General features: G+C 67.4%; 22 protein-coding genes. 9 read left to right on the top strand and 13 right to left on the bottom strand.

Annotated elements, in window-relative coordinates; translation table 11 throughout:
* Positions 1 to 66 precede the first annotated feature (66 nt).
* A complete protein-coding gene (locus ACO05L_RS05670) occupies positions 67 to 510 on the bottom strand; it encodes a tRNA (cytidine(34)-2'-O)-methyltransferase (protein ID WP_421731199.1) in 444 nt (147 codons plus the stop codon).
* Positions 511 to 708: 198 nt separating this feature from the next.
* On the opposite strand from ACO05L_RS05670, the gene petA reads away from it, so the two are divergent.
* From petA to ACO05L_RS05640, 6 genes are all read left to right on the top strand, one after another.
* Positions 709 to 1,254: a ubiquinol-cytochrome c reductase iron-sulfur subunit gene (petA, locus tag ACO05L_RS05665; protein ID WP_421731198.1), complete on the top strand. Its 546-nt coding sequence runs from the start codon at positions 709 to 711 to the stop codon at positions 1,252 to 1,254.
* A 17-nt stretch (positions 1,255 to 1,271) separates the two neighbouring features.
* A complete protein-coding gene (locus ACO05L_RS05660; protein ID WP_421731197.1) occupies positions 1,272 to 2,600 on the top strand; it encodes a cytochrome b in 1,329 nt (442 codons plus the stop codon).
* A gap of 5 nt (positions 2,601 to 2,605) precedes the next feature.
* On the top strand, positions 2,606 to 3,463 hold the full coding sequence (locus ACO05L_RS05655; protein ID WP_421731196.1) for a cytochrome c1: 858 nt from the start codon (positions 2,606 to 2,608) through the stop codon (positions 3,461 to 3,463).
* 127 nt (positions 3,464 to 3,590) lie between these two features.
* On the top strand, positions 3,591 to 5,279 hold the full coding sequence (locus ACO05L_RS05650; RefSeq protein ID WP_421731195.1) for a M28 family metallopeptidase: 1,689 nt from the start codon (positions 3,591 to 3,593) through the stop codon (positions 5,277 to 5,279).
* 89 nt (positions 5,280 to 5,368) lie between these two features.
* Positions 5,369 to 6,949, top strand: coding sequence for a M28 family peptidase (locus ACO05L_RS05645; RefSeq protein WP_421731194.1), 1,581 nt, complete (start codon positions 5,369 to 5,371; stop codon positions 6,947 to 6,949).
* A 37-nt stretch (positions 6,950 to 6,986) separates the two neighbouring features.
* Entirely contained in the window at positions 6,987 to 7,559 is a 573-nt protein-coding gene (locus ACO05L_RS05640) for a hypothetical protein (RefSeq protein ID WP_421731193.1), read from the top strand.
* 6 nt (positions 7,560 to 7,565) lie between these two features.
* Here ACO05L_RS05640 and ACO05L_RS05635 read toward each other — a convergent pair whose 3' ends face one another.
* The 7 genes from ACO05L_RS05635 to ACO05L_RS05605 all read right to left on the bottom strand — a co-directional run bounded on the left by ACO05L_RS05635 (position 7,566) and on the right by ACO05L_RS05605 (position 14,430).
* Entirely contained in the window at positions 7,566 to 8,852 is a 1,287-nt protein-coding gene (locus ACO05L_RS05635; RefSeq protein ID WP_421731192.1) for an O-acetylhomoserine aminocarboxypropyltransferase/cysteine synthase family protein, read from the bottom strand.
* A gap of 142 nt (positions 8,853 to 8,994) precedes the next feature.
* Positions 8,995 to 10,089 (bottom strand): redox-regulated ATPase YchF, encoded by a 1,095-nt coding sequence (gene ychF / locus ACO05L_RS05630; protein WP_421731191.1) that lies wholly within the window; start codon positions 10,087 to 10,089, stop codon positions 8,995 to 8,997.
* Positions 10,090 to 10,203: 114 nt separating this feature from the next.
* The gene (locus tag ACO05L_RS05625) at positions 10,204 to 10,689 is read right to left on the bottom strand and encodes a copper chaperone PCu(A)C (RefSeq protein WP_421731190.1); all 486 of its coding nucleotides are present in this window, start codon (positions 10,687 to 10,689) and stop codon (positions 10,204 to 10,206) included.
* Between the two features lie 78 nt (positions 10,690 to 10,767).
* A complete protein-coding gene (gene pth, locus ACO05L_RS05620; protein ID WP_421731189.1) occupies positions 10,768 to 11,385 on the bottom strand; it encodes an aminoacyl-tRNA hydrolase in 618 nt (205 codons plus the stop codon).
* A 78-nt stretch (positions 11,386 to 11,463) separates the two neighbouring features.
* Positions 11,464 to 12,156, bottom strand: a complete 693-nt coding sequence (locus ACO05L_RS05615) for a 50S ribosomal protein L25/general stress protein Ctc (RefSeq protein WP_421731188.1) — start codon at positions 12,154 to 12,156, stop codon at positions 11,464 to 11,466.
* A 164-nt stretch (positions 12,157 to 12,320) separates the two neighbouring features.
* Complete coding sequence (locus ACO05L_RS05610) at positions 12,321 to 13,406, bottom strand: hypothetical protein (protein ID WP_421731187.1); 1,086 nt, start codon at positions 13,404 to 13,406, stop codon at positions 12,321 to 12,323.
* A gap of 91 nt (positions 13,407 to 13,497) precedes the next feature.
* Positions 13,498 to 14,430 (bottom strand): ribose-phosphate pyrophosphokinase, encoded by a 933-nt coding sequence (locus tag ACO05L_RS05605; RefSeq protein WP_421731186.1) that lies wholly within the window; start codon positions 14,428 to 14,430, stop codon positions 13,498 to 13,500.
* A gap of 194 nt (positions 14,431 to 14,624) precedes the next feature.
* Between ACO05L_RS05605 and ACO05L_RS05600 the strand changes: the two genes are divergently transcribed.
* Positions 14,625 to 15,479, top strand: coding sequence for an outer membrane protein assembly factor BamD (locus ACO05L_RS05600; protein ID WP_421731185.1), 855 nt, complete (start codon positions 14,625 to 14,627; stop codon positions 15,477 to 15,479).
* A gap of 97 nt (positions 15,480 to 15,576) precedes the next feature.
* Positions 15,577 to 17,277, top strand: a complete 1,701-nt coding sequence (gene recN / locus ACO05L_RS05595) for a DNA repair protein RecN (RefSeq protein ID WP_421731184.1) — start codon at positions 15,577 to 15,579, stop codon at positions 17,275 to 17,277.
* Between the two features lie 3 nt (positions 17,278 to 17,280).
* Here recN and ACO05L_RS05590 read toward each other — a convergent pair whose 3' ends face one another.
* Both ACO05L_RS05590 and ACO05L_RS05585 read right to left on the bottom strand, forming a co-directional pair.
* Complete coding sequence (locus ACO05L_RS05590) at positions 17,281 to 17,754, bottom strand: hypothetical protein (protein ID WP_421731183.1); 474 nt, start codon at positions 17,752 to 17,754, stop codon at positions 17,281 to 17,283.
* A gap of 48 nt (positions 17,755 to 17,802) precedes the next feature.
* The gene (locus ACO05L_RS05585) at positions 17,803 to 18,564 is read right to left on the bottom strand and encodes a type 1 glutamine amidotransferase (RefSeq protein WP_421731182.1); all 762 of its coding nucleotides are present in this window, start codon (positions 18,562 to 18,564) and stop codon (positions 17,803 to 17,805) included.
* A gap of 142 nt (positions 18,565 to 18,706) precedes the next feature.
* Here ACO05L_RS05585 and ACO05L_RS05580 point away from each other — a divergent pair, with 142 nt between their 5' ends.
* Positions 18,707 to 19,573 carry a WecB/TagA/CpsF family glycosyltransferase gene (locus ACO05L_RS05580; protein WP_421731181.1) on the top strand — a complete coding sequence of 289 codons (867 nt, stop codon included), beginning with the start codon at positions 18,707 to 18,709 and terminating at the stop codon, positions 19,571 to 19,573.
* 60 nt (positions 19,574 to 19,633) lie between these two features.
* Here the strand turns inward: ACO05L_RS05580 and ACO05L_RS05575 are convergent, their stop codons facing one another.
* From ACO05L_RS05575 to murD, 3 genes are all read right to left on the bottom strand, one after another.
* Positions 19,634 to 22,147 carry an ATP-binding protein gene (locus ACO05L_RS05575; protein WP_421731180.1) on the bottom strand — a complete coding sequence of 838 codons (2,514 nt, stop codon included), beginning with the start codon at positions 22,145 to 22,147 and terminating at the stop codon, positions 19,634 to 19,636.
* Between the two features lie 115 nt (positions 22,148 to 22,262).
* Positions 22,263 to 23,444, bottom strand: a complete 1,182-nt coding sequence (locus ACO05L_RS05570; protein WP_421731179.1) for an FtsW/RodA/SpoVE family cell cycle protein — start codon at positions 23,442 to 23,444, stop codon at positions 22,263 to 22,265.
* Positions 23,441 to 24,892, bottom strand: a complete 1,452-nt coding sequence (murD, locus tag ACO05L_RS05565) for a UDP-N-acetylmuramoyl-L-alanine--D-glutamate ligase (RefSeq protein ID WP_421731178.1) — start codon at positions 24,890 to 24,892, stop codon at positions 23,441 to 23,443. Before murD ends, ACO05L_RS05570 begins: the two co-directional genes overlap by 4 nt.
* Between the last annotated feature and the right edge of the window lies 1 nt (position 24,893).

Genomic DNA, 24,893 nt, shown 5'->3' with positions numbered 1-24,893 from the left:
TCCAAACGCAGGCCTCGCCCGCAGCGCGATCCTGTCACAGCGACGCTTTGGCGACGAGAGGGGGCGTCACACTCCGATCGCCTGCAGCCCGGCCCACAATCCGATGCCGGCGCTGACCGACAGGTTCAGCGAGCGGGCCTCCGGGCGGATGGGGATGAAGACGCGGGCGTCGCAGGCGGCGTGGACCTCATCGGGCACGCCCGCCGTCTCGCGGCCGAACAGCAATGTGTCGTCGGGCTGGAAATCAAAGCCGGACAATGACGTCGCACCCTTGGTGGTGAACAGGACCAGCCGCCCCGGCCCCCGATTCTGCTGGAACGCCTCCCACGAGCCATGCCGCGTCATATGACCCAGGGGGCCATAGTCGAGGGCGGCGCGCTTCATCGCCCGGTCGTCGAAGGTGAAGCCGACCGGCTCGATGACGTGCAATTCGATCCCGAAACAGGCGCTGAGCCGGATACAGGCTCCGACATTCTGCGGGATGTCCGGTTGAAAAAGGGCGAGACGCATTCTAAGGCCCTCATACGCGCGGGGCAGGCTCTTGTCGCGGCCTGAATTGCGACCGTTTCGCAAGAAACGACAGCATCTTGCGGCGAACAACCGCATGAGCAGGCCGGGTAACTGGAAGTCGGTTCCGCTAAAAGATCACACCGTCGCGACGGCTCCGCTCCCAGGGGTCGCCGGCTTCGGGATTTCAGAGGTGAGACGTTGGCCGAATCGGTCGTGAACGAGAACGGAAGCGGCGACGACGCCACGCGCCGCGACTTCATCCACATCGCAGCCGGCGCCGCCGCTGTGGGCGCGGGCGCGGTCATCGCCTGGCCGCTCATCAACCAGATGAACCCGGCCGCCGACACCCTGGCCCTGGCGTCGATCGAATTCGACACCGGCAAGGTGCAAGAGGGCCAGCAGGTCGTCATCACCTGGCAGGGCAAGCCGGTGTTCGTGCGCAACCGCACCGCCGCCGAGATTGCTCGCGCCAAGGCCGACGATCACGCCGGCGACCTCAAAGAGCCCCAGACTGACGCCGAGCGCACCAAGGTGGGTCACGAACCGACCCTGGTTGTCATCGGGTCCTGCACGCACCTGGGCTGTATCCCCACCTTCGGGACGGGCGACTTCGGCGGCTGGTTCTGCCCCTGCCATGGCTCGCACTACGACGTGGCCGGCCGCATCCGCAAAGGCCCTGCGCCCAAGAACCTCGTCGTGCCGGACTATGAGTTCACGGCCGGCACCACGATCAAGATCGGCTGAGGGCGGGCGAGGACATCATGAGCGAACACGAATCCACATACGTCCCCAAGACCGGCGTCGAGAAATGGCTCGACACCCGTCTTCCCATCATCCGCTTCGGCGCCGACTACATGTCGCTGCCGACGCCCAAGAACCTGAACTACTGGTGGACCTTCGGCGGCATCCTGGCCCTGTGCCTGGTGACGCAGATCATCACCGGCATCGTCCTGGCGATGCACTACACGCCCAACACCGCCATGGCCTTCGCCTCGGTCGAGCGCATCATGCGTGACGTCAACGGCGGCTGGCTGATCCGATACGTCCACGCCAACGGGGCGTCGATGTTCTTCATCGCGGTCTACATCCACATGCTGCGCGGCCTCTACTACGGCTCGTACAAGGCGCCGCGCGAGATGATCTGGATCCTGGGCTGCGTGATCTTCTTCCTGATGATCGCCACCGCCTTCCTGGGCTACGTCCTGCCGTGGGGCCAGATGTCCTACTGGGGCGCCGAGGTCATCACCAACCTGATCGGGGCCATCCCGGTCGTGGGCGAGCCTGTCCTGATCTGGCTGCGCGGCGGCCCGGCCATCGACAACGCAACGCTGAACCGCTTCTTCTCGCTGCACTACCTGCTGCCGTTCGTGATCTTCGGCGTGGTCGTGCTGCACCTGTGGGCGCTGCACACCTCGGGCCAGAACAACCCCGTCGGGATCCTGATCCCCAAGGAGCGTGCGGCCAAGGACATGGTCCCCTTCCACCCCTACTTCACGGTCAAGGACGGCTTTGCGGTCATCCTGTTCCTGATCCTGTTCTCGCTGTTCGTCTTCTTCATGCCGAACGCCCTGGGTCACGCCGACAACTACATCCCGGCCAACCCGCTGCAGACGCCCGCGCACATCGTGCCCGAGTGGTACATGCTGCCCTTCTACGCGATCCTGCGCGCCATCCCGGACAAGTTCGGCGGCGTGATGGCGATGTTCGGCGCCATCGGCGTCCTGTTCATCCTGCCCTGGCTGGACACGTCCAAGGTGCGGTCGATGCGCTACCGCCCGACGATGCGGACCTTCTTCATCATCTTCGTGGTGGTGTGCCTGGGTCTGGGTTGGTGCGGTGGGCAACTGCCCGACGCTCCCGTCATCGGCAGCTTCAAGACCTTCAACCTGATCGACGGCGACCTGAACAGCTTCCTGTGGCTGACCCGGTTCCTGACGGCCTACTACTTCGCCTTCTTCCTGATCATCCTGCCTCTGGTGGGTCTGAAGGAGACGCCCCTGCCCGTTCCGCTGTCGATCTCGGAGCCCGTCCTTACCGGATCGGACGCCATGACCGCTGCGGCCCCCGCCCAAGCCGAAAAGAAGGGCTGAGCGCGATGACGTTCTCCATCCGTAAAATCCTCATCGCCCTGACGGCCGTCGCCGGTCTCAGCATGGCCGCGGCTCCGGCCATGGCCTCGGGCGCTGCCCACAAGCTGAAGGACGGCGGCTTCTCGTTCGAGGGTCCGTTCGGCACCTTCGACCAGGGCCAGCTGCAACGCGGCTACAAGGTCTACCGCGAGGTCTGCGCGGCCTGCCACTCGATGAGCATGCTCAGCTTCCGCTCGCTGGCCATCGAAGGCGGTCCCTTCTACGACCCGCATCAGGACAGCCCGGCCGCCAACCGCTACATCAAGGCGCTGGCCGCCGAGATCCAGGTCGCCGACATCGACACCGAGACCGGCGAGGCCATCCAGCGCAACGCCACGGCTGCCGACCACTTCCCCAACCCGTATCCGAACCATACGGCGGCGGCGGCGGCGAACGGCGGGGCGGCTCCGCCCGACCTGTCGGTGATGGCCAAGGCCCGTCACGGCGGCGCCGACTACATCTACTCGCTGCTGACCGGCTACAACACGCCGCCGGCCTACCTGAAGATGACCCCGACCCAGCACTACAACGCCTTCATGGCCGGCGACCTGACGCCCTTCGTTCCCGAAGGCGCCCATGTCCCGCCCGGCGGCTTCATCGCCATGCCCGCGCCTCTGGCCGATGGTCAGGTGACCTATGACGACGGCACCGTCGCCTCGGTCGACCAGATGGCCAAGGACGTCTCGGCCTATATCGCCTGGGCTTCCGAGCCCCACATGGTCGAGCGCAAGCGCACCGGCCTGGGCGTGATGATCTTCCTGGTCCTGTTCGCCGGCATCACCTACGCCAGCTACCGCCGGATCTGGAAAGGCGTCGCCCACTAGGGTCGTCCATACCGACTGATCGATCAGCCCGCCGGAGCCCTCGCTCCGGCGGGCTTTTCATTGGGCACGCCCTTTGCGGGTTGGCTTTCGGGTCTCTAGGCTGGCGCAAACGCCGATCGGAGATCCCATGCGTCTGTTCCAGTCCCGTGCCTGCCTGTCCTTCGCCGCCGCCCTGATGGCGGGGGTCGCCGCCTCCACCCTGGCCGCCGCCCAGACCGCCGCCCCTGAGTTCGACGCCGTCCGCCTGTCCGACCATATCCGCATCCTGTCGGACGACAGCTTCGAGGGTCGGGGCGTGGCCACGGCGGGCGAGGCCAAGACCGTCGACTACCTGAGCCGCGCCTTCGCCGAGGCCGGCTTCGAACCCGGCGGCGACATTCAGGCGGACGGTACGCGCGCCTGGACCCAGGGCGTCCGCATGAACCGCTTCGCCGTTACCGGCTTCGAGGCCCAGCTCAAGGTCGGCGACTGGACCCTGCCTCTGGTTCAGGGCGAACAGGTCGTCGCCTCGACCCGCCTGCCCAGCCCATCCGGCCATGTCATGGCCATGGACGCGCCCCTGGTCTTCGTCGGCTATGGCATCAAGGCGCCGGAACGGAACTGGGACGACTTCAAGGGCGTGGACGTGAAGGGCAAAATCCTGGTCGTCCTGATCAACGACGCCGACTTCGAGGAGCCGGCGCTGGACACCTTCAACGGCGAAGCCATGACCTACTATGGTCGCTGGACCTACAAGTACGAGGAAGCGGCTCGCCAGGGCGCGGCGGGCGTCCTGATCGTGCATGAGACGCGGCCGGCCTCCTATGGCTGGGCCACGGTCAGGAACTCGTGGACCTCGCCCCAGTTCGACATCGAGCGCGCCGACCCGGCCAGCGAGCGCATCCCCTTCGAGGGCTGGATCCAGCGCGACGTGGCGGTCGACCTGTTCCAGCGCGCCGGCCTCGATTTCGAGGCGCTCAAGGTTCAGGCCCGCAGCCGAGACTTCCAGCCCGTGACCCTGGCCGACGCCAGCCTGGACGTCATGTTCAACGTCGACCAGTCATCCATCGAGAGCCACAATGTGGTGGCCAGACTGGCCGGCGCGACCCGGCCGGACGAGACCGTCCTGTACGGCGGACACTGGGACCACCTGGGCGTCGGCACGCCGGACGAGAACGGCGACGCCATTTTTAACGGCGCCGTAGACAACGCCTCGGGCATCGCCAGCTTGCTGGAACTGGCCCGCGCTTACGGAGCGGCTCCTCGACCCCAGCGCTCCGTGGTCATCATCGGCTTCACCGCCGAGGAGAGCGGCCTCTTGGGCTCGACCTATTACGCCGCCAATCCCCTCTATCCGCTGGCGACCACGGTGGCGGGGGTCAATATCGATTCCGAGAACGTCTATGGCCGGATGACCGCCATGAACCTGGTCGGATATGGCCAGTCCGAGATGGATGAGCGCATGACCACGGCCATTGAGGCCCAAGGCCGGCAGGCGCAGCCCGACGGCCATGCGGCGAGCGGCGGCTTCTTCCGCTCCGACCACTTCCCCCTGGCCCGCCAGGGCGTGCCCATGGCCTATGCCGGGTCGACCGGCGAGTATCGCGACGAGCCTATCGAGGCCCGCAAGGCCCAGTCCGCCGACTATGGCGCGCGTCGCTATCACCAGGCGGACGACGAATGGTCGCCGGAGTGGGACTATTCCGGCCAGATCGAGAACCTGCAGATCTATTATTCGGTCGGGCGCGCCTTGGCCGACAGCAGCGACTGGGTCGAGTGGAAGCCGGGCTCGGAGTTCGCACCCGCCCGCGCCGCCACGGCGGACCAGCGCCGCTAGCCTGCCTGGTTGATGACGAAATGGTAATGGGGCGGCGTCTCGGCGCCGCCCTTAGAACCCTGGGCAAATCTCTTCTTCGGAGCGCCCGAATGTTCAATCGTATCGCCTGCGGCATAGCCGCCTCAGCCCTGCTGCTCGTCGCCGGGGCCGGTCATGCCCAGGATATCTCCGCCCAGCGCCTGTCGGACCATATCAAGGTGCTGGCCGACGACAGTTTCGAGGGCCGTTTCCCGGGCCAGGTCGGCGAGGAGCTGACGCTCAACTACTTGCAGGCCCAGTACGAGGCCATGGGTCTGGAGCCCGGCGGGCCGGACGGCGCCTGGCGCCAGCCGGTCGAACTGCTGCGCCTGACGCCTGCCCGCGCCCCTGTGGTCAGCTATGCCGCCAACGGCGTCTCCCAGGCCATCACCGAGGGCCTGAACTTCCGCGCCGGGGCCGGCGACGGCCATGTGACCCTGACCGACGCGCCCATGGTCTTCGCCGGCTTCGGCGTCGTGGCGCCCGAGCGCAACTGGGACGACTATGGCGACGCGGACCTTACCGGCAAGGTCGTCGTGGTGCTGGACGGCCAGCCCTCGGCCTTTGGCGAGGACCCGAACTTCTACGGCTCGTCGCGGCACAAGACCGATGAGGCGCTGAAGCGCGGCGCCGTCGGCGTCATCACCGTGCGCGCGGGCGCGCGGGCCATGCGTGGCTCGGCCCGGCCCCGGATGACCATCGTGGGCGCCAGCGAGCCCCGGTTCACCGGCTCCATGTCGGTCGAGGCCGTCACAGCCCTGGCCGTCAGCGACCCCCAGTTCGCCACCGTCATGGCCACCGCTTCGACAGCCGCCCTGGGCCGCCCCCACGACATGGGCGTCGGCTTCAGCGTCGATATCGCCGAGACGCCCGAAGTCATCCATTCCAACAACCTGCTGGCCAAGATCACCGGCAGCCAGCGGCCCGACGAATACGTCGTCTATTCGGCTCACTGGGACCACGTCGGCGTGGCGGCGGACCCCAATCCCGAGGGCGACCGCATCTTCAACGGCGCCTGGGACAATGCCTCGGGCACCTCGGGCCTGATCGAGGTGGCCCGCGCCTTCAAGGCGGGACCGGCGCCCGAGCGGACGGTCATCTTCCTGCACGTCACGGCCGAGGAACAGGGCCTGCTGGGTTCGGAATGGTACGGCGCCCACCCGGTCTATCCGCTGGAGCGGACGGCGGCGGATATCAATATCGACATGCTGCCCTTCACCCCCGAAACGCGGACCCTGGCCCTGTTCGGCTTCGGCAAGTCGTCGCTGGAAGACGACCTGAGCACCCTGGCCCAGACCCAGGGCCGCACAGTGGTCGGCGATGGCGAGCCTGAGCAGGGCTTCTATTACCGCTCGGACCACTTCAACTTCGCCGCCGTGGGCGTGCCGGCCATCATGCCTTGGACCGCAGTCGACTTCGTCGAGGGCGGCGAAGCGGTGGGCAAGCCCTACTACCAGGCCCAGATGGCGGCCTATTACCATGGGCTGGATGACGAGTGGCGGGCCGACTACGACTTCACCGCCGCCGTGCAGAACCTGCAACTGCTCTACCGGCTGGGCCTGCAGGTCGCCGACAGCAAGGACTGGCCCCAGTGGAAGCCCGGCGCCGAGTTCCAGGCCATCCGCGCAGCCAGCGACGCCGCGCGCCGCTGATCGGTGAACATTGGCGGGCCGTGGGCGTTGGGGAGGCATGACACCCTCCCCTCGCCTGCTCCCCCACCTTCTGATGACGGCGCTACTGCCCGCCATGGTGCTGGTCTCAGGCTGTGGCGAGGGCGGCGGGGTCAATCCTCCGACTGAGCCGGCGCAGGCCGTCGCCACGCCCGAAGCCCCCATGGGGTCGCCGCCTCCGGGCGACTCCATGGCCCCCATGATGCCCGGCGCTGGACCCGCCAGTTTCGTCGGCCGCTGGACCTCCGACGTGTCCTGGTGCGCTGCGCCCAATGGCGCCCAGACCCCGATCGAGATCACGCCTGTCCGCTTCGAGGCTCCCGACGCCAGTTGCCACATCTACGCGATCGACGAGACCGAGACGGGCTATGCCGCGACCCTGCAATGCCAGCCCCGGTCGCCGCCCGGAAGCCAGGCCGCAGCCTCGTCCCTAACCAGAACCGAGCGCGTGCAGATGACCGTCAGCGGCCAGGTGCTGACGCTGCATTATCTGGAACGAGGCGTGACGGGCAGGGTCGAACGGCTGCTGAAATGCACCACCCTGACCGACGCCTCGACCAAGGCTCCGACCCTGCCCATTCCCGGCAAATAGCGCCCGTCAGACCGCCGCCAGCGCCTGTTCCAGATCGGCGATCAGGTCGTCGATATGCTCGATGCCGACCGACAGTCGCACTGTGTCCTCGGTGACGCCGGCCTTGGCGAGTTCGTCCGGCGATAGCTGGCGGTGGGTGGTCGAGGCGGGGTGGCAGACCAGGGACTTGGCGTCGCCGATGTTGACCAGGCGGGTGAACAGCTTGACCGCATCCTGGAACCGCCCGCCGGCCTCACGACCGCCCCCCTCTTCAGTGGAGCTGACGCCGAAGGTCAGCAGGCCCGACGCCTTGCCGCCGAAATACTTCTGAACCAGGGCGTGGGACGGATGGTCGGCCAGACCGGCGTAGTTGACCCATTTCACCTTGGCGTGCGTCTTCAGATAGTTGGCTACGGCCACAGCATTTTCGACGTGGCGATCCATGCGCAGGCCCAGGGTCTCGAGCCCCTGCAGGATCAGGAAGCTGTTGAAGGGCGAGATGGCCGCGCCGGTGTTCCTCAGCAGCACGGTCCGCACCCGGCCGATATAGGCCGCCGGGCCAAGCGCCTCGGTATAGACCACGCCGTGATACGAAACCTCAGGCTCGTTCAGGCGGCGAAAGCGCGCCTTGTGCTCGGCCCAGGGGAAGTTACCGCTGTCGATGATGGCGCCGCCGATCGAGGTGCCGTGCCCGCCGATATATTTGGTCAGGGACTGCACGACGATGTCGGCGCCGTGCTCGATGGGCCGCGTCAGATAGGGCGTGGGCACGGTGTTGTCGACGATCAGGGGCAGGCCCTGCGCGTGAGCCGCCTCGGCCAGGGCGGCGAAGTCCACGACATTGCCCAGGGGATTGCCGATGGATTCGCAGAAGACCGCCTTGGTCCGCTCGTCGGTGTTGGCGGCGATGGCCTCGGCGTCGGCGGCGTCGATGAAGCGGACGGTGATGCCGTACTGCGGCAGGGTGTGAGCGAACAGGTTGTAGGTGCCGCCGTACAGGGTGCTGGTGGCGATGATGTTGTCGCCGGCCTCGGCGATGGTCAGGATGGCGTAGGTGATGGCCGCCTGGCCCGAGGCCACGGTCAGGGCCGCGATGCCCCCCTCCAGCGCCGCCAGACGCTGCTCCAGCACGTCGGATGTGGGGTTCATGATGCGGGTATAGATATTGCCCGCCACCTTCAGGTCGAACAGGTCGGCCCCGTGCTGGGTGTCGTCGAAGGCGTAGCTGGTGGTCTGATAGATCGGCACCGCGACCGACTTGGTCGTCGGATCGGGCGAATAGCCGGCGTGAATGGCCAGGGTGTCGAACTTCATCGGGCGGATCCTCGAAAACCGGCGTGACGCGCGCACGCCTTCATCCCGATCTTCTAGCCGCCGATCCCGCCCGACGGCCCGCCATGTTTTCTGAAAGAAGGGGCGCCGCTTCTATGGGGCGCGCGCCCCAGCCCTCCGCCGATCAGTTGAACAGGAAGTTCATCACGTCGCCGTCCTTGACGACGTACTGCTTGCCCTCGGCGCGCAGCTTGCCCGCCTCGCGCGCCTTGGCCTCGCCGCGCAGGGCGACATAGTCCTCGAAGGCGATGGTCTCGGCGCGGATGAAGCCCTTCTCGAAATCAGTGTGGATCACGCCCGCCGCCTGGGGGGCTGTGTCGCCAATATGGATGGTCCAGGCGCGGGCCTCTTTCGGACCGACGGTGAAATAGGACTGCAGGCCCAAAAGCGCATAGGCCTCGCGGATCAGACGGTTCAGGCCCGGCTCGGCCAGGCCCAGGCCTTCGAGGAACTCGGCCTGTTCGGCGGCGTCCAACACGGCCAGTTCGGCGTCGATCTTGGCCGAGATGACCACCGACTTGGCGTTGTCCTCGGCGGCGCGCTTGGCGACCAGATCGGACAGTTCATTGCCCTTGTCAGCCGAGCCTTCATCGACGTTGGCGACATAGAGGGCGGGCAGCGACGTCAGCAGCTGCAGCATGTGCCAGGCCTTCTCGTCCTCCTTGGACACCTCGACCACGCGGGCGGGCTTGCCGGCGCGCAGAGGGACCAGGGCGGCGTTGATCAGCTTCAGCGTCAGTTGGGCGTCCTTGTCGCCCCCCTTGGCCTTCTTCTCTACGCCGACGACGCGCTTTTCCAGGCTTTCGAGGTCGGCCAGCATCAGCTCCGTCTCGATGATCTCCAGGTCCGAGATCGGGTCGATGCGGTTCTCGACATGGGTGATGTCGTCATCGACGAAGCAGCGGGCGACGAAGGCCACCGCGTCGCAGTCACGGATATTGGCCAGAAACTGGTTGCCCAGGCCCTCGCCCTTGGACGCGCCACGCACCAGGCCGGCGATGTCCACGAAGGTGATGCGCGAGGGGATGATCTCTTTCGACCCGGCGATCTCGGCCAGGGCGTCCAGGCGCGGCTCGGGCACCGCCACGTCGCCGGTGTTTGGCTCGATGGTGCAGAACGGATAGTTGGCCGCCTGGGCAGCCGCAGTCTTGGTCAGGGCGTTGAACAGGGTGGACTTGCCGACGTTGGGCAGGCCGACGATCGCGACTTTCAGAGCCATGGTATTCCTTGGGAGCCGAACGGCGGAGCCGGGCCCCGCGTGGCATTGGGCCTCGTGTGGCGCGAGGCTTTATACGGTTCGCCGCCGTTTGTCAGGCCGCGCGGCGGACGCCGGTCACTCAGGCTGGCGAACAGCCGCCTGAACGGTCATGGCGGGGGTCGCCGAGAAGGTCAGGGTCAGGGGCACGGACGTCCCCTCGACCAGAGGCCCCGTCAGCCCCACCAGCATCAGATGCTTGCCGCCCGGCGCCAGTTCGATCGACTTGCCCGCTTCCAGCGGCAGGCCGTCGGGCATGGGGGTCATGGTCATCATGCCGTTGGCCATGGTCATGTCGTGGATGGCCGCCTCGGTGGCCAGGGGGGTGGCCAGGCCGGTGATCCGGTTGGCGACCGACGACTTGATGGTCAGATAGCAGGCCCCGGCCTGGGCGCCGTTCGGCGACGGGCGGCACCATGCCGTCTTGATCTCTACGACGGCCTTGGCCCCGTCCTTTTCGACCACGGTCTTGGTCGATGCCTTGTCGGGCTCGCGGTTGCAGGCGCCGATGGAGGCGGCGCAGGCGGCCAGGAACAGGGCCATCACGGTTGGTTTCATCGTCATCAACCTTCTTTAGTCTAGTCCGGTAGCCGGGAACAACCGCCCAAACGCCGCAAGCGGAACCGTATGCGAGGGCGCCCCCTACTCGCCCCTTGCCGCCTGTCGCGGGCTGAATTTGGGCGCGGGGGCCAGACGCAGGACCTCGCCCTGATACCGTTCGTCCTCGCCCGCCGCCGCGAACGGCAGGGCGTCGGCGCAGGCGCGCAGCATGGCCTCAAGCCAGGGCTGCTCGGCCTTGTGAAAATCGCCCAGGACGTGGGGCATGACCAGATGGGCCTCGCCGGGGTGGCCGATGCCCATGCGGGCGCGGCGGAAGTCGGCGCCCAGGTGGCTGATCAGCGAGCGGACCCCGTTCTGGCCCGCCGCCCCGCCGCCGGTCTTCATGCGGAACCGGCCCGGCGCCAGGTCGATCTCGTCATGGAAGATGATGATGTCTTTTGGCGCGATCTTGTAGAAGCGCGCGGCCTCGCCGACCGCCCGGCCGCTCTCGTTCATGAAGGTCTGGGGCTTCATCAGCAGGACCTTGACCGGGCCGTTCGCGCTGTCGACCTCGCCTTCGCTGATCACCGACTGGAATTTGGCCCGCTCGGGGCCGAAGCGCCAGCGCCGGGCGATCTCGTCGGCGGCCATGAAGCCGATGTTGTGGCGGTTGTTCTGGTATTTCGGGCCCGGATTGCCGAGGCCGGCGATGATGATCATGCGGTCAGGTCCGGATATGGAAACGGCCCACTCCCGCCAGGGAATGGGCCGTTTCGAAACGTATCAGACGCGAAGCGATCAGGCTTCGGTCTTGTCGCCCTCGGCCTCGTCCGATTGCTCGGAGGCGGGCACTTCGTCGGCAGCAGCCTCGGCGACGGCGGCCTGTTCCTCGGCGATCGTCTCTTCGTCGTGGGCGGCCGAGATGGCTGCCGACGAGGTCTTGATCGAGGCGATCACGAAGTCGCGGTCGGTGATGGTGGGCTCGACGCCCTTGGGCAGCTTGATGTCGGAGAAGCGGATGGTGTCACCCAGCTTGTGACCGGCCAGATCGACGACCAGGTCTTCAGGGATGTGGTCGGCGCGGACCGAAATCTCGACCGCGTGACGAACGATTTCCAGCGAGCCGCCCTGACGGAAGGCTTCGCACTTGTCTTCGTTGATGAAGTGCACCTGCACTTCGATCTTGATGGTCTGCTTGGCGTCGACGCGCATCAGGTCGAAGTGCAGCGGACGGTCCGACACGGGGTCGAACTGCACGTCCTTGGCGATCACCGGCTGGCTCTCGTCGCCGTACTTCAGCGTGACCAGATGGCCCAGCAGCTTGCCGGTGTAGAGGTTCTTGCGGAAATCCTTCTCGTTGACCGAGATGGCGACGGGGGCCTTGCCGCCGCCGTACAGGACGCCGGGAACGGCGCCCGAGCGGCGAACAGCGCGCGCGCCGCCGGTGCCGGAGTTTTCGCGGACGTCCACGTTCAGAATGATCTCGGCCATCTGGCTCGCCTCAACAACAAAAACGCCTGCGCCAGCTTTTTGGCTCGCGCGGCGGGGTCATGGACCCTCGAATTCAAGAGCGCGGGTCATTACACGCAAGAGCCGGCTTACGCAACCGCTCTGCCGTGGATGCCGCCCGCGCGGGTGGCGGATGCCGCCGCCCGTCAGTTCGGACTGACGGGGGATTGCTCCAGCGAGCCGGTGTTGATCGCGATCGGCGTACCGCCCTCGATGGCTGTGGGGGCGGTGTTGGTGATGATCGTGGCCGGGATCGTGGAGGAGGCTGCACAGCTGGCCAGGTCGCGCACGATGTGGCGGCCGACGCAGAACATGTCCTCATAGCTGGGGCGCGATGCGGCCAGGCACTGGAACAGGTTCAGCTTGGACATATCCAGGCAGAACTGGCTGTTGGATTCGAACGTCAGGGCCTCGGTATTGGCGCGAGCCTCATCCCCGGCAGCGCCCATGGCGGCCAGGGCGGCGATGGCCAGGGCGTTGATGACGGCAGGGGTATAGGGCGGGCCACGACGCGCCGCGGCCAGGCCCAGGCCGGTCCCCGAGTTGGCGGCAGCGAACAGCCGGGCCGAATCCTCGGCCGAGGGCAGCATCCCGCTGGCGGAAATGGTCTTGGCCTCTTCCAGGCGGACTTCGCGGTTGGCGATGGGCAGGATGGCCCAGCGACGGCGCGGATCCTGGCGTTCCTGGATGGTGTAGGCGTCGTTTTCGACCGAATCGGCGATGGCTGTCAGGCTGGTGATGTCCTGGCCAAGGGTCGTGGAGATCAAGCCGGCGGCATAGTCGGCGCCCGGCAGGGTCGCGGCATAGGCTGGATCGGCGATCAGGTTCTCGACCACCTGGCGGCGCGAGACGGGATCTGTGGAGAAGCTGCGCACCCCGGCCACGAACTCGGGCGATTGCAGGGCGATGATCGAGGCATAGGCGATCATGCCGCGCGACAGGGTGGCGGGGTCATAGTCGGCGCCCCGGCGCATGGCGGCCTGAATGGCCTCGGGGCTCTGGAAGCCGCCGCTGATCGTGCTCACGTCGCGGATGAAGGACACATAGACCGAGGCGGCCTGGGCCACGCCCTCGTTCAGGGTCACCGGCGGCGGGATGCGGGCGCGCGCCTCGGCCTCGGCGGCCAGGCGTTGGGCTTCCAGCTCGGCGGCGGATGGGCCGCAGGAGGCGAGGATGGTTGCGGCGGCAATGGCGGCCACGGTCATGCCGCGGCGAATTTGGGCCAGTGTCATCAAGAATCTTCCCACGTGAGCGCTATGCGTCGTCGTCGCCGACGCCGATGCTTCCAGCGCCTATAACGCCATCGTGGTGGTTTTCAGACCATTAATCAAACAGCTTGGAAACCGATTCCTCGTTCGCGATCCGGCGGATAGCTTCACCGATCAGGGGCGCGATCGGCACGGTGCGGATCTTGGAACAGTTGGTCACCTCGAACGGCTGTTCGATCGAGTCGGTAATGACCAGCTCCTTCAACGGACCATCCGTGACGCGCTGCACCGCCGGGCCCGACAGGACGCCGTGGCTGATATAGGCCGAGACCTGCGTTGCGCCGGCCTCGATCAGCGCCTTGGCGGCGTTGACCAGGGTGCCGCCCGAATCGACGATGTCGTCGAACAGGATGCATTCGCGGCCGGACACGTCGCCGATGATGTTCATCACCTCGCTCTCGCCCGCCTTGGGACGACGCTTGTCGACGATGGCCAGGTCGACGTTCAGCCGTTCGGCCAGCGACCGGGCGCGCACCACGCCGCCCACGTCGGGCGACACGATCATCAGATTGCCGCGCTGATAGTTGTCCTTGATGTCCTGGGCCAGCACCGGCGTGGCCACCAGGTTGTCGGTCGGGATGTCGAAGAAGCCCTGGATCTGGCCGGCGTGCAGATCCATGGTCAGCACCCGGTCGGCGCCGGCGCGGGTGATCATGTTGGCGACCAGCTTGGCCGAGATAGGCGTACGCCCCCCCGTCTTCCGATCCTGCCGGGCATATCCGAAATAGGGCATGACGGCCGTGATGCGCTTGGCCGAGGCCCGCACCAGGGCGTCGGTCATGATCAGCAGCTCCATCAGGTTGTCGTTGGCCGGATAGGAGGTCGACTGGATCACGAACACGTCCTCGCCACGGACGTTTTCCTCGATGACGGCGAAGACCTCGTTGTCGGCGAAACGCTTCACCTGGGCCTTGGTCAGCGGCATATCCAGATGGGCGGCGATGGCCTGGGACAGCAGCCGGTTCGAATTGCCAGAGAGCAGCTTCATTGACCGGTCATCCTTTCGCCGTCATCGGACCGCCAATGACGCCTGTTCAGTTCTCGCGCTCCTTTAGCAGCGCGGGGCCACGGAGCAAGCCGGGAGCATTCGATTTTCCCTGCATTGGCTTGGCCTGTGTCCCTAGTGTAGAGATCGCGACCAACATTGGAGCGGCGCCGGGGGCGTCGGTCCGCCTGGGTGTCATGAGGTATCCGTTGCCGACTTCGAAACTTCGCACCGGCGTGGCCCTGGCGGTCACGATCGCCGTCTCCCTGACCCTGGCCTCCTGCGGCGGCAAGAACCGTCCCAAGCTGGCCTATGAAGAGCGGCCCGTCGAACTGCTCTACAACACCGGCTATGAGCGGCTGCAGCGCAAGCGCTGGTCCGACGCCGTCGATTATTTCCAGGAAGTCGAGCGTCAGCATCCGTATTCGGAATGGTCGCGCCGCGCGATCCTGATGCAGATCTACGCCTACTACCAGAACGGCAACTACGCGGAGTCGATCGCCGCGTCGGACCGCTTCGTGCAGTTGTTCCCCGGCAGCCCGTCGGCGGCCTACGCCTACTACATGCGCGCCACCTGCAACTTCGAGCAGATCGTCGACGTCGGTCGCGACCAGGGCTATGCCGAGGCCGCCCTCGCCGGCCTGCGCGACGTGGCCCGCCGCTATCCCGGGTCCTCCTACGCCACCGACGCGGTCGTGAAAATCGACATGGTCAACGACCAGCTGGCCGGCAAGGAAATGAACATCGGCCGCTATTACCAGCGCAACAACCAGCCGCTGGCCGCCATCGGTCGCTACAACGCCGTCATCGATAACGAGGCCTTCCAGCGCACGTCGCACACGCCCGAGGCCCTGTATCGCCTGGTCGAGGTCTATCTGACCCTGGGCCTCAAGGACGAAGCCGTCCGCACGGGCTCGGTCCTGGGCTTCAACTATCCCGGCAGCCCCTGGTATTCGGAAGCCTATGCCCTGCTGACCGAAGAAGGCCAGACGCCGGGAACCGCGCCGACCGCCCAGCGCGAAAGCTGGCTGCGCCGGATTATTCCCGGCTGATCGGCGACGAAGGTCACCCGACGTTGTTCGCGGTTGGTTCCGGCCGGGCTATGATGCCCGCCATGCCGAATCGCGCCTGCCAAACTTACGGCCTCCAATGCTGACCGCCCTGTCGATCCGCGACGTGGTGCTGGTCGACGTCCTGGATCTGGACGTCGAGACGGGACTTACGGTCCTGACCGGCGAGACCGGGGCGGGCAAGTCGATCATCCTGGACGCCCTGGGGCTGGCCCTCGGCGGGCGCGCCGACGCTGGACTGGTGCGCTCGGGCGCCAAGCAGGCCAGCGCCACAGCCGTCTTCACCGCCCCCGCCGACCCCGACCTGATCGCCCTGATCGCCGAACGAGGCTTCGAGGTGACGGCGGGCGAGGACCTGATCCTGCGCCGGACCCTGTCGGCGGACGGCCGCAGCCGGGCCTATGTCAACGACCAGCCCGCCGGGGTCACGGCCCTGCGCGAGATCGGCGCCCTGCTGGTCGAGGTCCACGGCCAGCACGAGACCGTCGGCCTGCTGGACTGGAAGACCCATCGCAGCCTGCTGGACGCCTATGGCGGGACCGCACCCCAGCTTCAGGCCGTGGCCCAGGCCGCCGACAGGCTCAAGACCGCCGAGGCGACCCTGGCCGAGCTCAAGGCCGCCGCCGCCGACGCCGCCGCCCGCACCGAAGAGATCGAACAGAACCTGGCCGACCTCGACGCCCTGGACCCGCGCGACGACGAGGAGACCGAGCTGGCCGGCGAACGCGCCATCCTGGGCGCGGCGGAAAAGGCGGTCGCCGACCTGGCCGACGCCCGGATGCAGCTGGGCGGCGACAAGCTGAGCCAGAAACTGTCCGCCGCTCTGCGCGCCGTCGAACACGCCCGCCAGAGGGCGATCCAGGCGGGCGCCGAGGACGGCCATCCGGTCATCGCCCGGCTGGTCGCCGCCGCCGAGGCCATCGACCGCACCATCGTCGAAGCCATAGAGGCCATCGCCGAGGTGGACGCCGCCGCCGCCGCCTTCGACTTCGAACCGGGCCGGCTGGACAAGGCCGAGGAACGGCTGTTCGCCCTGAGGGCGGCTGCGCGAAAGCTGAACACCACCGTCCACGCCCTGCCCGCCCTGCGCATCCATCTGCGCGAGCAGCTCAGGCTGATCGAGGACGGCGCCGACGCCCTGACCGAGGCCGAACGGGCCACCTCCGCCGCGCGCGAGGCCTATGACCTGGCCGCCACCTTCCTGACCTCGGCGCGCGAGGCGGCGGCCGAGCGGCTGACGCGGGGGGTGATGGCGGAACTGGGGCCTTTGAAGCTGGACCGTGCGCGGTTCCGCGTCGCCTTCGAACCGGTCGCCGATGGACGGCGCGGGCCCTTGGGGGTCGAGACGGTGCGGTTCCAGATCGCGACGAACGCGGGCGACGACTTCGGCCCGCTGGACGCCATCGCCTCGGGCGGCGAACTGGCGCGCTTCGCCCTGGCCATGAAGGCGGCGCTCGCAGGACGCGAGGACCAGCGCCAGCCGGTGATGATCTTCGACGAGGTGGATCAGGGCGTCGGCGGGGCCGTGGCCGAAGCCGTGGGCCAGCGGCTGAAGCGGCTGTCAGGCGGGGCCCAGGTCCTGGTCGTGACCCACAGTCCCCAGGTCGCCGCGCGCGGTCACGCCCACTGGAAGGTGATGAAGTCCGACCGCGACGGCGCCACGACCACCACCGTCGTCGCCCTGGACGATGAGCGCAGGCGCGAGGAGATCGCCCGGATGCTGTCGGGCGCAACCGTCACCGACGAAGCGCGGGCGGCGGCCAGGGCCTTGATCGGCTAGGCCCTAGTCCACGCTCAGATAGGCGCTGCGGTGACGCCAGCGACCGCCGGGGACGGGTTCCAGCACGGCGCGAACCCGGGCGTGCTGGCTGCTCTCGCGATAGGGGACGATGACATAGCCATCGTGAATCTCGGGCCGCCCCAGAGTGATGGCCGAAGCATCACGGACGAAGGCGATCTCGGGGATGGGGCAGACCTCCAGCGAGATCCGGCCGGGCGTGCGCTGTTCGGCGCGCTGGGGCTGATACGGCGGGTCCTCGGGCACGGCATAGGCGTAGATGCGCAGCGGACTGCCGTCGAGCGGACGCGGAAACAGCTCCATCATGGCGGTGAAGACCGAACAGTCCTCTGACGAGGCGGGCGTCGAGGGCAGGATGGGATCGGCCTCGATCCGAGGCGTCATCGCGCAACCCGCCAGCAGCGCCAGGCCCAGCAAGGCCGCAGGAATGGCGGCGCGTGCGCCCGTCATGTCTCGCATCGGATCACTTCCCCCGGAAACCCCGTCCGTCAGCCCGCGTCCTGCACGTTAGATGCCACTGCCCTCACCCTCGACCGGCGGCGGGGTCAGCATCAGGAAGGCGCGGATCCAGGCAGTCAGGACCGCGCGGTCATTGGGCCGGGTCAGGCTGAAGGTCGCCTCGTCGGCCAAGGCCTCGGGCAGCCGCGTACCGCGTCGCGACGCGACCAGGGCCGCGGCGTATTCGGGCTGGAACTCCGGATGACACTGGAAGGACATGGCGGGATGGCCCTCGACGCCCTCGTGAGAGACCGGCCCATCCCAGGCCAGGCCCGCATAGGGCGTGAAAGGGCTTTGGGCGATGACGCGGGCGTCCGGCGGCGGGGCCACCACCTGATCCTGATGAGAGACCGGGATGGCAATGCGCGAGGCGCGTGGATACATCCAGGGCTCGTTGGCCACGACATCATAGCGGTGCAGGCCGACGCCCCAGCCGCGATCCGATTTCTCAACCTTGCCGCCGAAGGCCTCGGCCATGGCCTGATGGCCGAAACAGATGCCGACCAGCCGGGTCTTGCCCCGGGCCGCGCGCAGCCAGTCGATCATCGGCGCGATCCACGGCAGGTCGTCATAGACCCCCGCCGACGACCCCGTCAGGATCGCGCCCTGGAAGGCCGAAGGGTCCTCGGGCAGGCGGCCGGCGCGGATATCGAACCGCGTCGTGGGCACCCCGTCGCCCAGCAGGGCGCGGAACCGGGCGGGATAGTCGTCGAACAGGTCCCGAAGCGCCTCGGGCGGTGCGCCGGCTTCCAGGATGGCGATGGGTTTCATGGGCGGGTCCGGGGGAGCAGGCACTGAAGGCGTATCAGGGAGTGATGGCCGACAGCCTAACATTGTCCACCCATCGGGGATCAGGGATTCGTTAAGCCTGTCTCGTCACCGGGTCTTGAGGGGTGGCCGACTAGGTTGGGGTATGGCCGACAGTACCCATTTCCGGATTTCCGCCGCAGCGCCCGACCGCCGCGAGCAGACGCGGACGCGGTTTCGCAAGGCGCGACGCCCCCAGGAACGCGTCCATCTGATGGGCCAACTGGTCGATCTGGTGAAGCCCGAAGAGGTGCTGCACCACATGGAGCGGTGGATCCTGGAACGCCGCAAGGTGATCATCGCCAACCACAACCTGAACAGTATCTACCTCTTGTCCAAGACGCCCGAGATGCGCGAATTCTACGAGCGGGCCGATCTGGTGGAGCTGGATTCCACGCCCCTGGTGCATTTCGCCAAGCTGCTGGGGCTGAAGAGCAAGGGCTTTCATCGCTGCACCTATCTGGACTGGCGCGACCATTTCTGGAGCCTGGTCAATCGAAACGCCTGGCGGATCATGTACGTCGGCGGGACCGCCGAGGTGGGCCAGATCGCCGCCGAGCGCCTGGGCGCCCGGTATCCTCGCGCCCGGATCGTCACCCAGCACGGCTATTTCGACGCCACGCCCGGATCGGACGACAACGAACGCCTGATCGGGCGCATCGCCGCCTATAACCCTCATGTACTGTTCGTGGGCATGGGGATGCCGCGCCAGGAAATCTGGATCAGCCAGAATCTGGACGCCCTGCCCGACTGCGCCATCTTTTCGGTCGGCGCCGCCTTCGACTACGAGGCCGGAGCCCAGAAATCGGCGCCGCGCTGGATGGGTCGGATGGGCGTGGAGTGGCTGTACCGGCTGGTGAAGGACCCGAAACGCCTCTACCGCCGCTATTGCATCGAGCCCTGGAGCCTGATGCCGCTGGCCTTTGCCGACCTCAGGACGGCTTTCGCCAAGAAGCGGACTTCGGCGAACTAACCCCCACCCAGGTTTTTCATACTCGGCTTGTCCCGAGATGACGGTGGTCCTGAGATTGCCTCAGGCCGCTTCTCGCGCCGTCTCGCGGGCGCCGCTCATTTGCGCCTCGATGGCCGCGAACAGGGTGGCCAGGGTGATGGGCTTGGCCAGGTGGCCGTCAGCGCCCGCCTCGCGACCCGCAGCGACGTGTTCGGCCAGGGCGTTGGCGGTCAGCATGACGACCGGGGTGCGAACGCGGTCCTCGGCCGCCTCCAGCGCCCGGATGGCGGCGGTCGCCGTCAGCCCATCCATGACAGGCATCTGCATATCCATCAGCACCAGGTCGAACCGCTCCTTGGCGAAGGCCTCCAGCGCCTGACAGCCGTCTTCGACGATGGTCAGTTCGATGTCGGTCTGGGCCAGCATGATCTCGACCACCTTGCGATTGGCCGGATGGTCGTCGGCCAGCAGGATGCGCAGCGCCATGTCGCCCGTCGAGCCGGTCTCGGCCTGATCCTCGGCTGCGACGGCGTCGGCGAACGGCAGGGGCAGTTCGAGCCAGAACCGCGCGCCCTCGCCCGGCCGGCTTTCGCAATCCAGGCTGCCGCCCATCAACTCGGCCAGATCGCGCGAGATGGCGAGGCCCAGGCCGGTGCCGCCAAAGCGGCGCGTGATCGAGCCGTCCGCCTGCTGGAATCGTCCGAAGATCCGCTCTCTCTGGTCGTCGTCGAAGCCGACGCCGGTGTCCGAAACCGTGAACCGCGCCACGCCGTCGCCCATGGCCTCGGCGGTTACGGTAACCGAGCCCCGGGCTGTGAACTTCAGGGCGTTGGAGACCAGATTGGTCAGTATCTGGCGCACCCGCACAGCGTCGCCCGCGACCATCCGATCCAGCATCATGTCGACGCTGACATCCAGGGCGACGGCCTTTTCGGCGGCGTGCGGCGCCCACAAGGCCTCGATGGCGCGCACCGCGTCACCCAGATGGAAAGGGGCGGCCTCGATCGTAATCTGACCGGATTCAATGCGGGCCGTGTCGAGGATGTCTGATAAAAGCCGTTCAAGCGTGACGCCGGACGAGCGGATGACGTCGACCATCTCGGCTTCCCGCGCACCCAGACTTGCCCGACCCAGGGTGTCGGCCATGGCGACGATCCCGTTCAGAGGGGTGCGGATCTCATGGCTCATGTTGGCCAGAAACTCCGACTTGGAGCGGTTGGCCGCGTCGGCGCGCGAGCGGGCCCGACGCAGGTGGCCCGCCAGCCGGAACTGCCAGACGACCACAGCCACCGCCGAAATCAGGAACAAGGCGACGATACCGACGATCCAGTTCTGCGACCGGATCATGGCCCGCTGAAGCGAGGTGTTGGCGCGGGCGGTGTCGAGCTGGCGACGACGTTCGGCCAGCTTTTCCTCCATGTCGCCCGTGACCTGGCTGATGCCCGCGCTGAAACGCTGGGCCGAGAGGACGGCGTGATTGCGGTAGTATTCGTTGAGCTTGTCATAGGCCTCGGCGGACCGGCCCTGCGCCTGCAGCACTGCCGCCTCCACGTGGGGCAGTTCCGACGGGCCCTCTTCGCGATAGCCGCCGCTGGCCAGGCGGTTGCGCATATCGGCCAGATCTCGCCGGGCTGCCTGAACCTGGCCGGTCTGGGCATAGGCGATGGCGCGCAGCGGCAGCAGCCGGGGGGCCAGGAAGGAGGCCGCGCCCAGGTCCTGGCCATAGGGCGCCAGGCAGTCCAGCACCGCCTGGGGCGCGCCCCGTGACGAGGCCACGATGGCGCAGAGATTGGCGTCATAGACCGACAGGCTCTCGATCCCGGCCCGCTGGGCCAGGCGATGGTGGGCTTGGGCCAGCCGATCGGCCAGGGCCTGGTCTCCAAGCTGCGTCGAGAGCCGGGCCAGATTGTAAAGGCTGTCGAAATCCGGACGCGGATAGGCCGCGTCGGAATAGTCGATCTCGAACCGCCCAAAGGCCTTAGCGGCGCCCTCGAAGTCATTGAGTTTCAGAAGGCCGATGCCCGCCACCTCCCAGACCCCGGCTTGCGCGGTATTGGCGTAGGGGTCTGTGGTGGGAATCAGCTCGGTCACGGCGGTCAGCAGGCTCAGGCCCTCGCCGACCTTGTCCTCGTCCATCAGAGCCAGGGCGGTGAGGCGGGTGGCGTGGGCCTTGGTGAACCAGTCGATCTCGCTGCGGGCCATCTCGGCCATACGAGCCGCAGCGTCCTCGTCGCCCTCATCGTAGAGGATCGCCAAGGCGTTCAGCTGGCTTATCGTGATGTAGCGATAATCGGAGCGGCTCCGGGCGGCCTTCTCGAGCCGAGCGTTCCAGTCTCGCGCCTTGTCGAACTCGCCCTGGTTCAAGAATATCCAGGTGACGTGATAGAGGCGGTTCAGCCCTTCGCGGTCGGTCCGGCGCTCGGCGGCGGCTCCGAAGGCCTCCAACTGCTGGAAGCTTGTCGATTGGGCGCGACGTTCGACGGCGGCCGCAAGTTCCAGCGGCGTGCGGTCCACCTTGGCCGCAGCCTGCGTCGCCAGTGATGTGACCGCCAGGGTCAAGGCGGCGACGATCGACAAGGCGAGACGACGGGACATACGGTAATCCGAAACTGCCCCACGGGTGTGACACACGAGTGTTGCACAAGGCTTAGCAGCAGTCGCAGCGGGCTGAAAAATCAAGCGAACACGCCTGAAAGCCCATGGCCCTCCGTCAGGGCAGGATGCGCCGGGGTCGGGACAGGGTGGCGCCGGGCGCATAGGCGCCGGGCCGCCGCCGGGTCAGGGCCAGGGCGAACCCCATGGTCAGCCCCATGGCCAGCATGGACGACCCGCCATAGCTGATGAAGGGCAAGGTCATGCCCTTGGTCGGGATCAGGTTCAGGTTCACCGCCACATTGATACAGGCCTGAAGCCCGATCAGCATGAACAGGCCCGCCGCCGCCGTCTGCTCGAACGAATCGTTGAGCTTGGTCGCCCGGCGCATCCCGCGCACGACGATGAAGGCATAGAGGCCGATCAGCGTCAGGCTCAGCATCAGGCCGAACTCCTCGGCCCCGACGGAATAGATGAAGTCGGTGTGCAGGTCGGGGACGCTGCGCTTCATCACCCCCTCGCCCACCCCGCGCCCGACGAGGCCGCCGGCGCGGATGGCCTCGGAGGCGCGGTCGATCTGGTGGGTGTCGGTGGTCTCGGGATTGGTGAAGCGGCTGAGGCGGTCGCGCATGTGGCCAAAGGCGAAATACAGCGACACCAGGCCGCCCGCTCCGGCGGCGGCGATGACGGCGACCCACTTCAGCGGCACGCCGGCCATGAAGAAGACGGCCATGAAGGTGGTGGTGATCAAAAGCGTCTGGCCGATGTCGGGCTGGATCAGCAGCAGGCCCACAGTCAGGGCCCAGAAGCCGAAGGCGATGCTGACGCCCGGCACGCCCTGGCCCTTCTGGCCTTCCGCGAACATCCACGAGGCGAAGATGATGAGGCAGGGTTTGACGAACTCGGACGGCTGAAGGCTGAACGGCCCCAGGTTGATCCAGCGCGCGGCGCCCTTCACCTCGTCGCCGATGAACGGCAGGGCCGCCATGACGACAATGGCCCCCATCAGCCCCAGAACGGCCAACCGCCTGACGCCTCGCGGCGACAGCAGGGACGTTCCCAGCATGATGACCACGCCCGCACCCGCCCAGACCATCATCCGCCACGAATAGTGGAAGGGGTCGGTGATCGATTCGTCGGCCAGGATCGCGGCGGGCGAAGAGGCGAAACTCAGCGCCACTCCGGTCGCCATCAGGGTGAGGGCCGCGCCCAGCAAGCCGCGATCCACGGTCCAGAACCACTGGGCGATGGGGCTCTGGTCGTTGCGCGAAAAGGGGTGGCTGAAGGTCGGCTGAGTCATGCCGAGGCCCCGGCGGCCAGGGCGGCGGCGCGGAACGCCTCTCCCCTGGCCTCGAAATCGGGATACTGGTCGAAGCTGGCGCAGGCAGGCGACAGCAGCACGACCTGCTCGCCACCGGCTGCCTGGGCGGCGGCGGCGGCGGCGGCCACGGCGGCCTCCATGGTTCCGCAGACGACATGGGGCGTCTCCCCCAGAGCCGCAGCGAAATCCTGGGCGGATTCGCCGATCAGATAGGCCCTGGTGACGCGGGGAAACAGATCGGCCAGTTCGGCGATGCCGCCCGCCTTGGCCCGTCCGCCCGCGATCCAGAAGCTGGTCGGATAGGAGGCCAGGGCCTGACGCGCAGCGTCGGCGTTGGTGGCCTTGGAATCATTGACGAAGCGGACCGATCCCAGATGACCGACCGTCTCCATGCGGTGGGCCAGACCGGGAAAGCTCATCAATCCCTCGACCGCAGCGTCATCCGACACGCCGACAGCGCGGGCGGCGGCATAGGCGAAGGCGGCGTTCTGGGCGTTGTGACGACCGGGCAGAGAGCGGGCGACAGAGAGGTCGGCGACATGGACGCCGTCGACGGTCAGGAAACCGGCTGTGGCGTCGACGATGATGAACCGGCCCTGATCGAAGGCGGGCGCGCTGTCCGGGTCGATGTCGGCGAGCGGGACGCGGGCGCGGGTCTCCCCGTCCGGGGTGCGGGTGGTGATGGTCGACACACGCAGTCGACGCGCATTCAGGTCGCCGACCACCGCCCAGCCCCAGTCGTCGTCGACGCCGATCAAGGCGACCTTGTCCGGCGTCATCGTCTGGAACAGCCGCCGCTTGGCCGCGACATAGCCCTCCATGCCGCCGTGACGGTCCAGGTGGTCGGGCGAGACATTGGTCAGGATGGCGACGTCGGGGGCGAAGCTGGTGGTCAGGTCCAGCTGATAGCTGGAGACCTCAATGACATAGACCTCGACCTCGGCGGGCGCCGGCAGGGCCAGGACGCCGATGCCGATATTGCCGCCGATGGCCGTCTTCAGCCCCGCCTGTTTCAGCACCCAGCCGATGAGGGCGGTGGTGGTGGACTTGCCGTTGGTGCCGGTGATGGCGATCACCTTGGGCCGCACGGCGTCGGGCAACCGGTCCAGCGCGCGGGCGAACAGTTCTACATCGCCGATGACCGGCACGTCGGCGGCCTGGGCGCGGTCCACCGTCCAGTGCGGCTTGGGATGGGTCAGGGGCGCGCCCGGCGACAGGACCAGGGCGGCGAAGGACGACCAGTCGGCGGTGGTCAGGTCCTCGACCAGAAAGCCCTCGGCCTCGGCCTGCATCCGGCCGGATACGCCGTCGTCCCACAGGATGGGGATGGCGCCCCCGGCGTGCAGGGCGCGCGCCGCCGTGATCCCCGACCGTCCCAGGCCGAAGACCGCGACGCGACGCCCTTCGAAACCGGGGACCGCAATCATC

This window comes from Brevundimonas sp. (assembly GCF_965227765.1).
Lineage (GTDB): Bacteria > Pseudomonadota > Alphaproteobacteria > Caulobacterales > Caulobacteraceae > Brevundimonas.
Note: the sequence above shows the minus strand (reverse complement) of the source record. Positions and strands in the feature narration are given on the sequence as shown.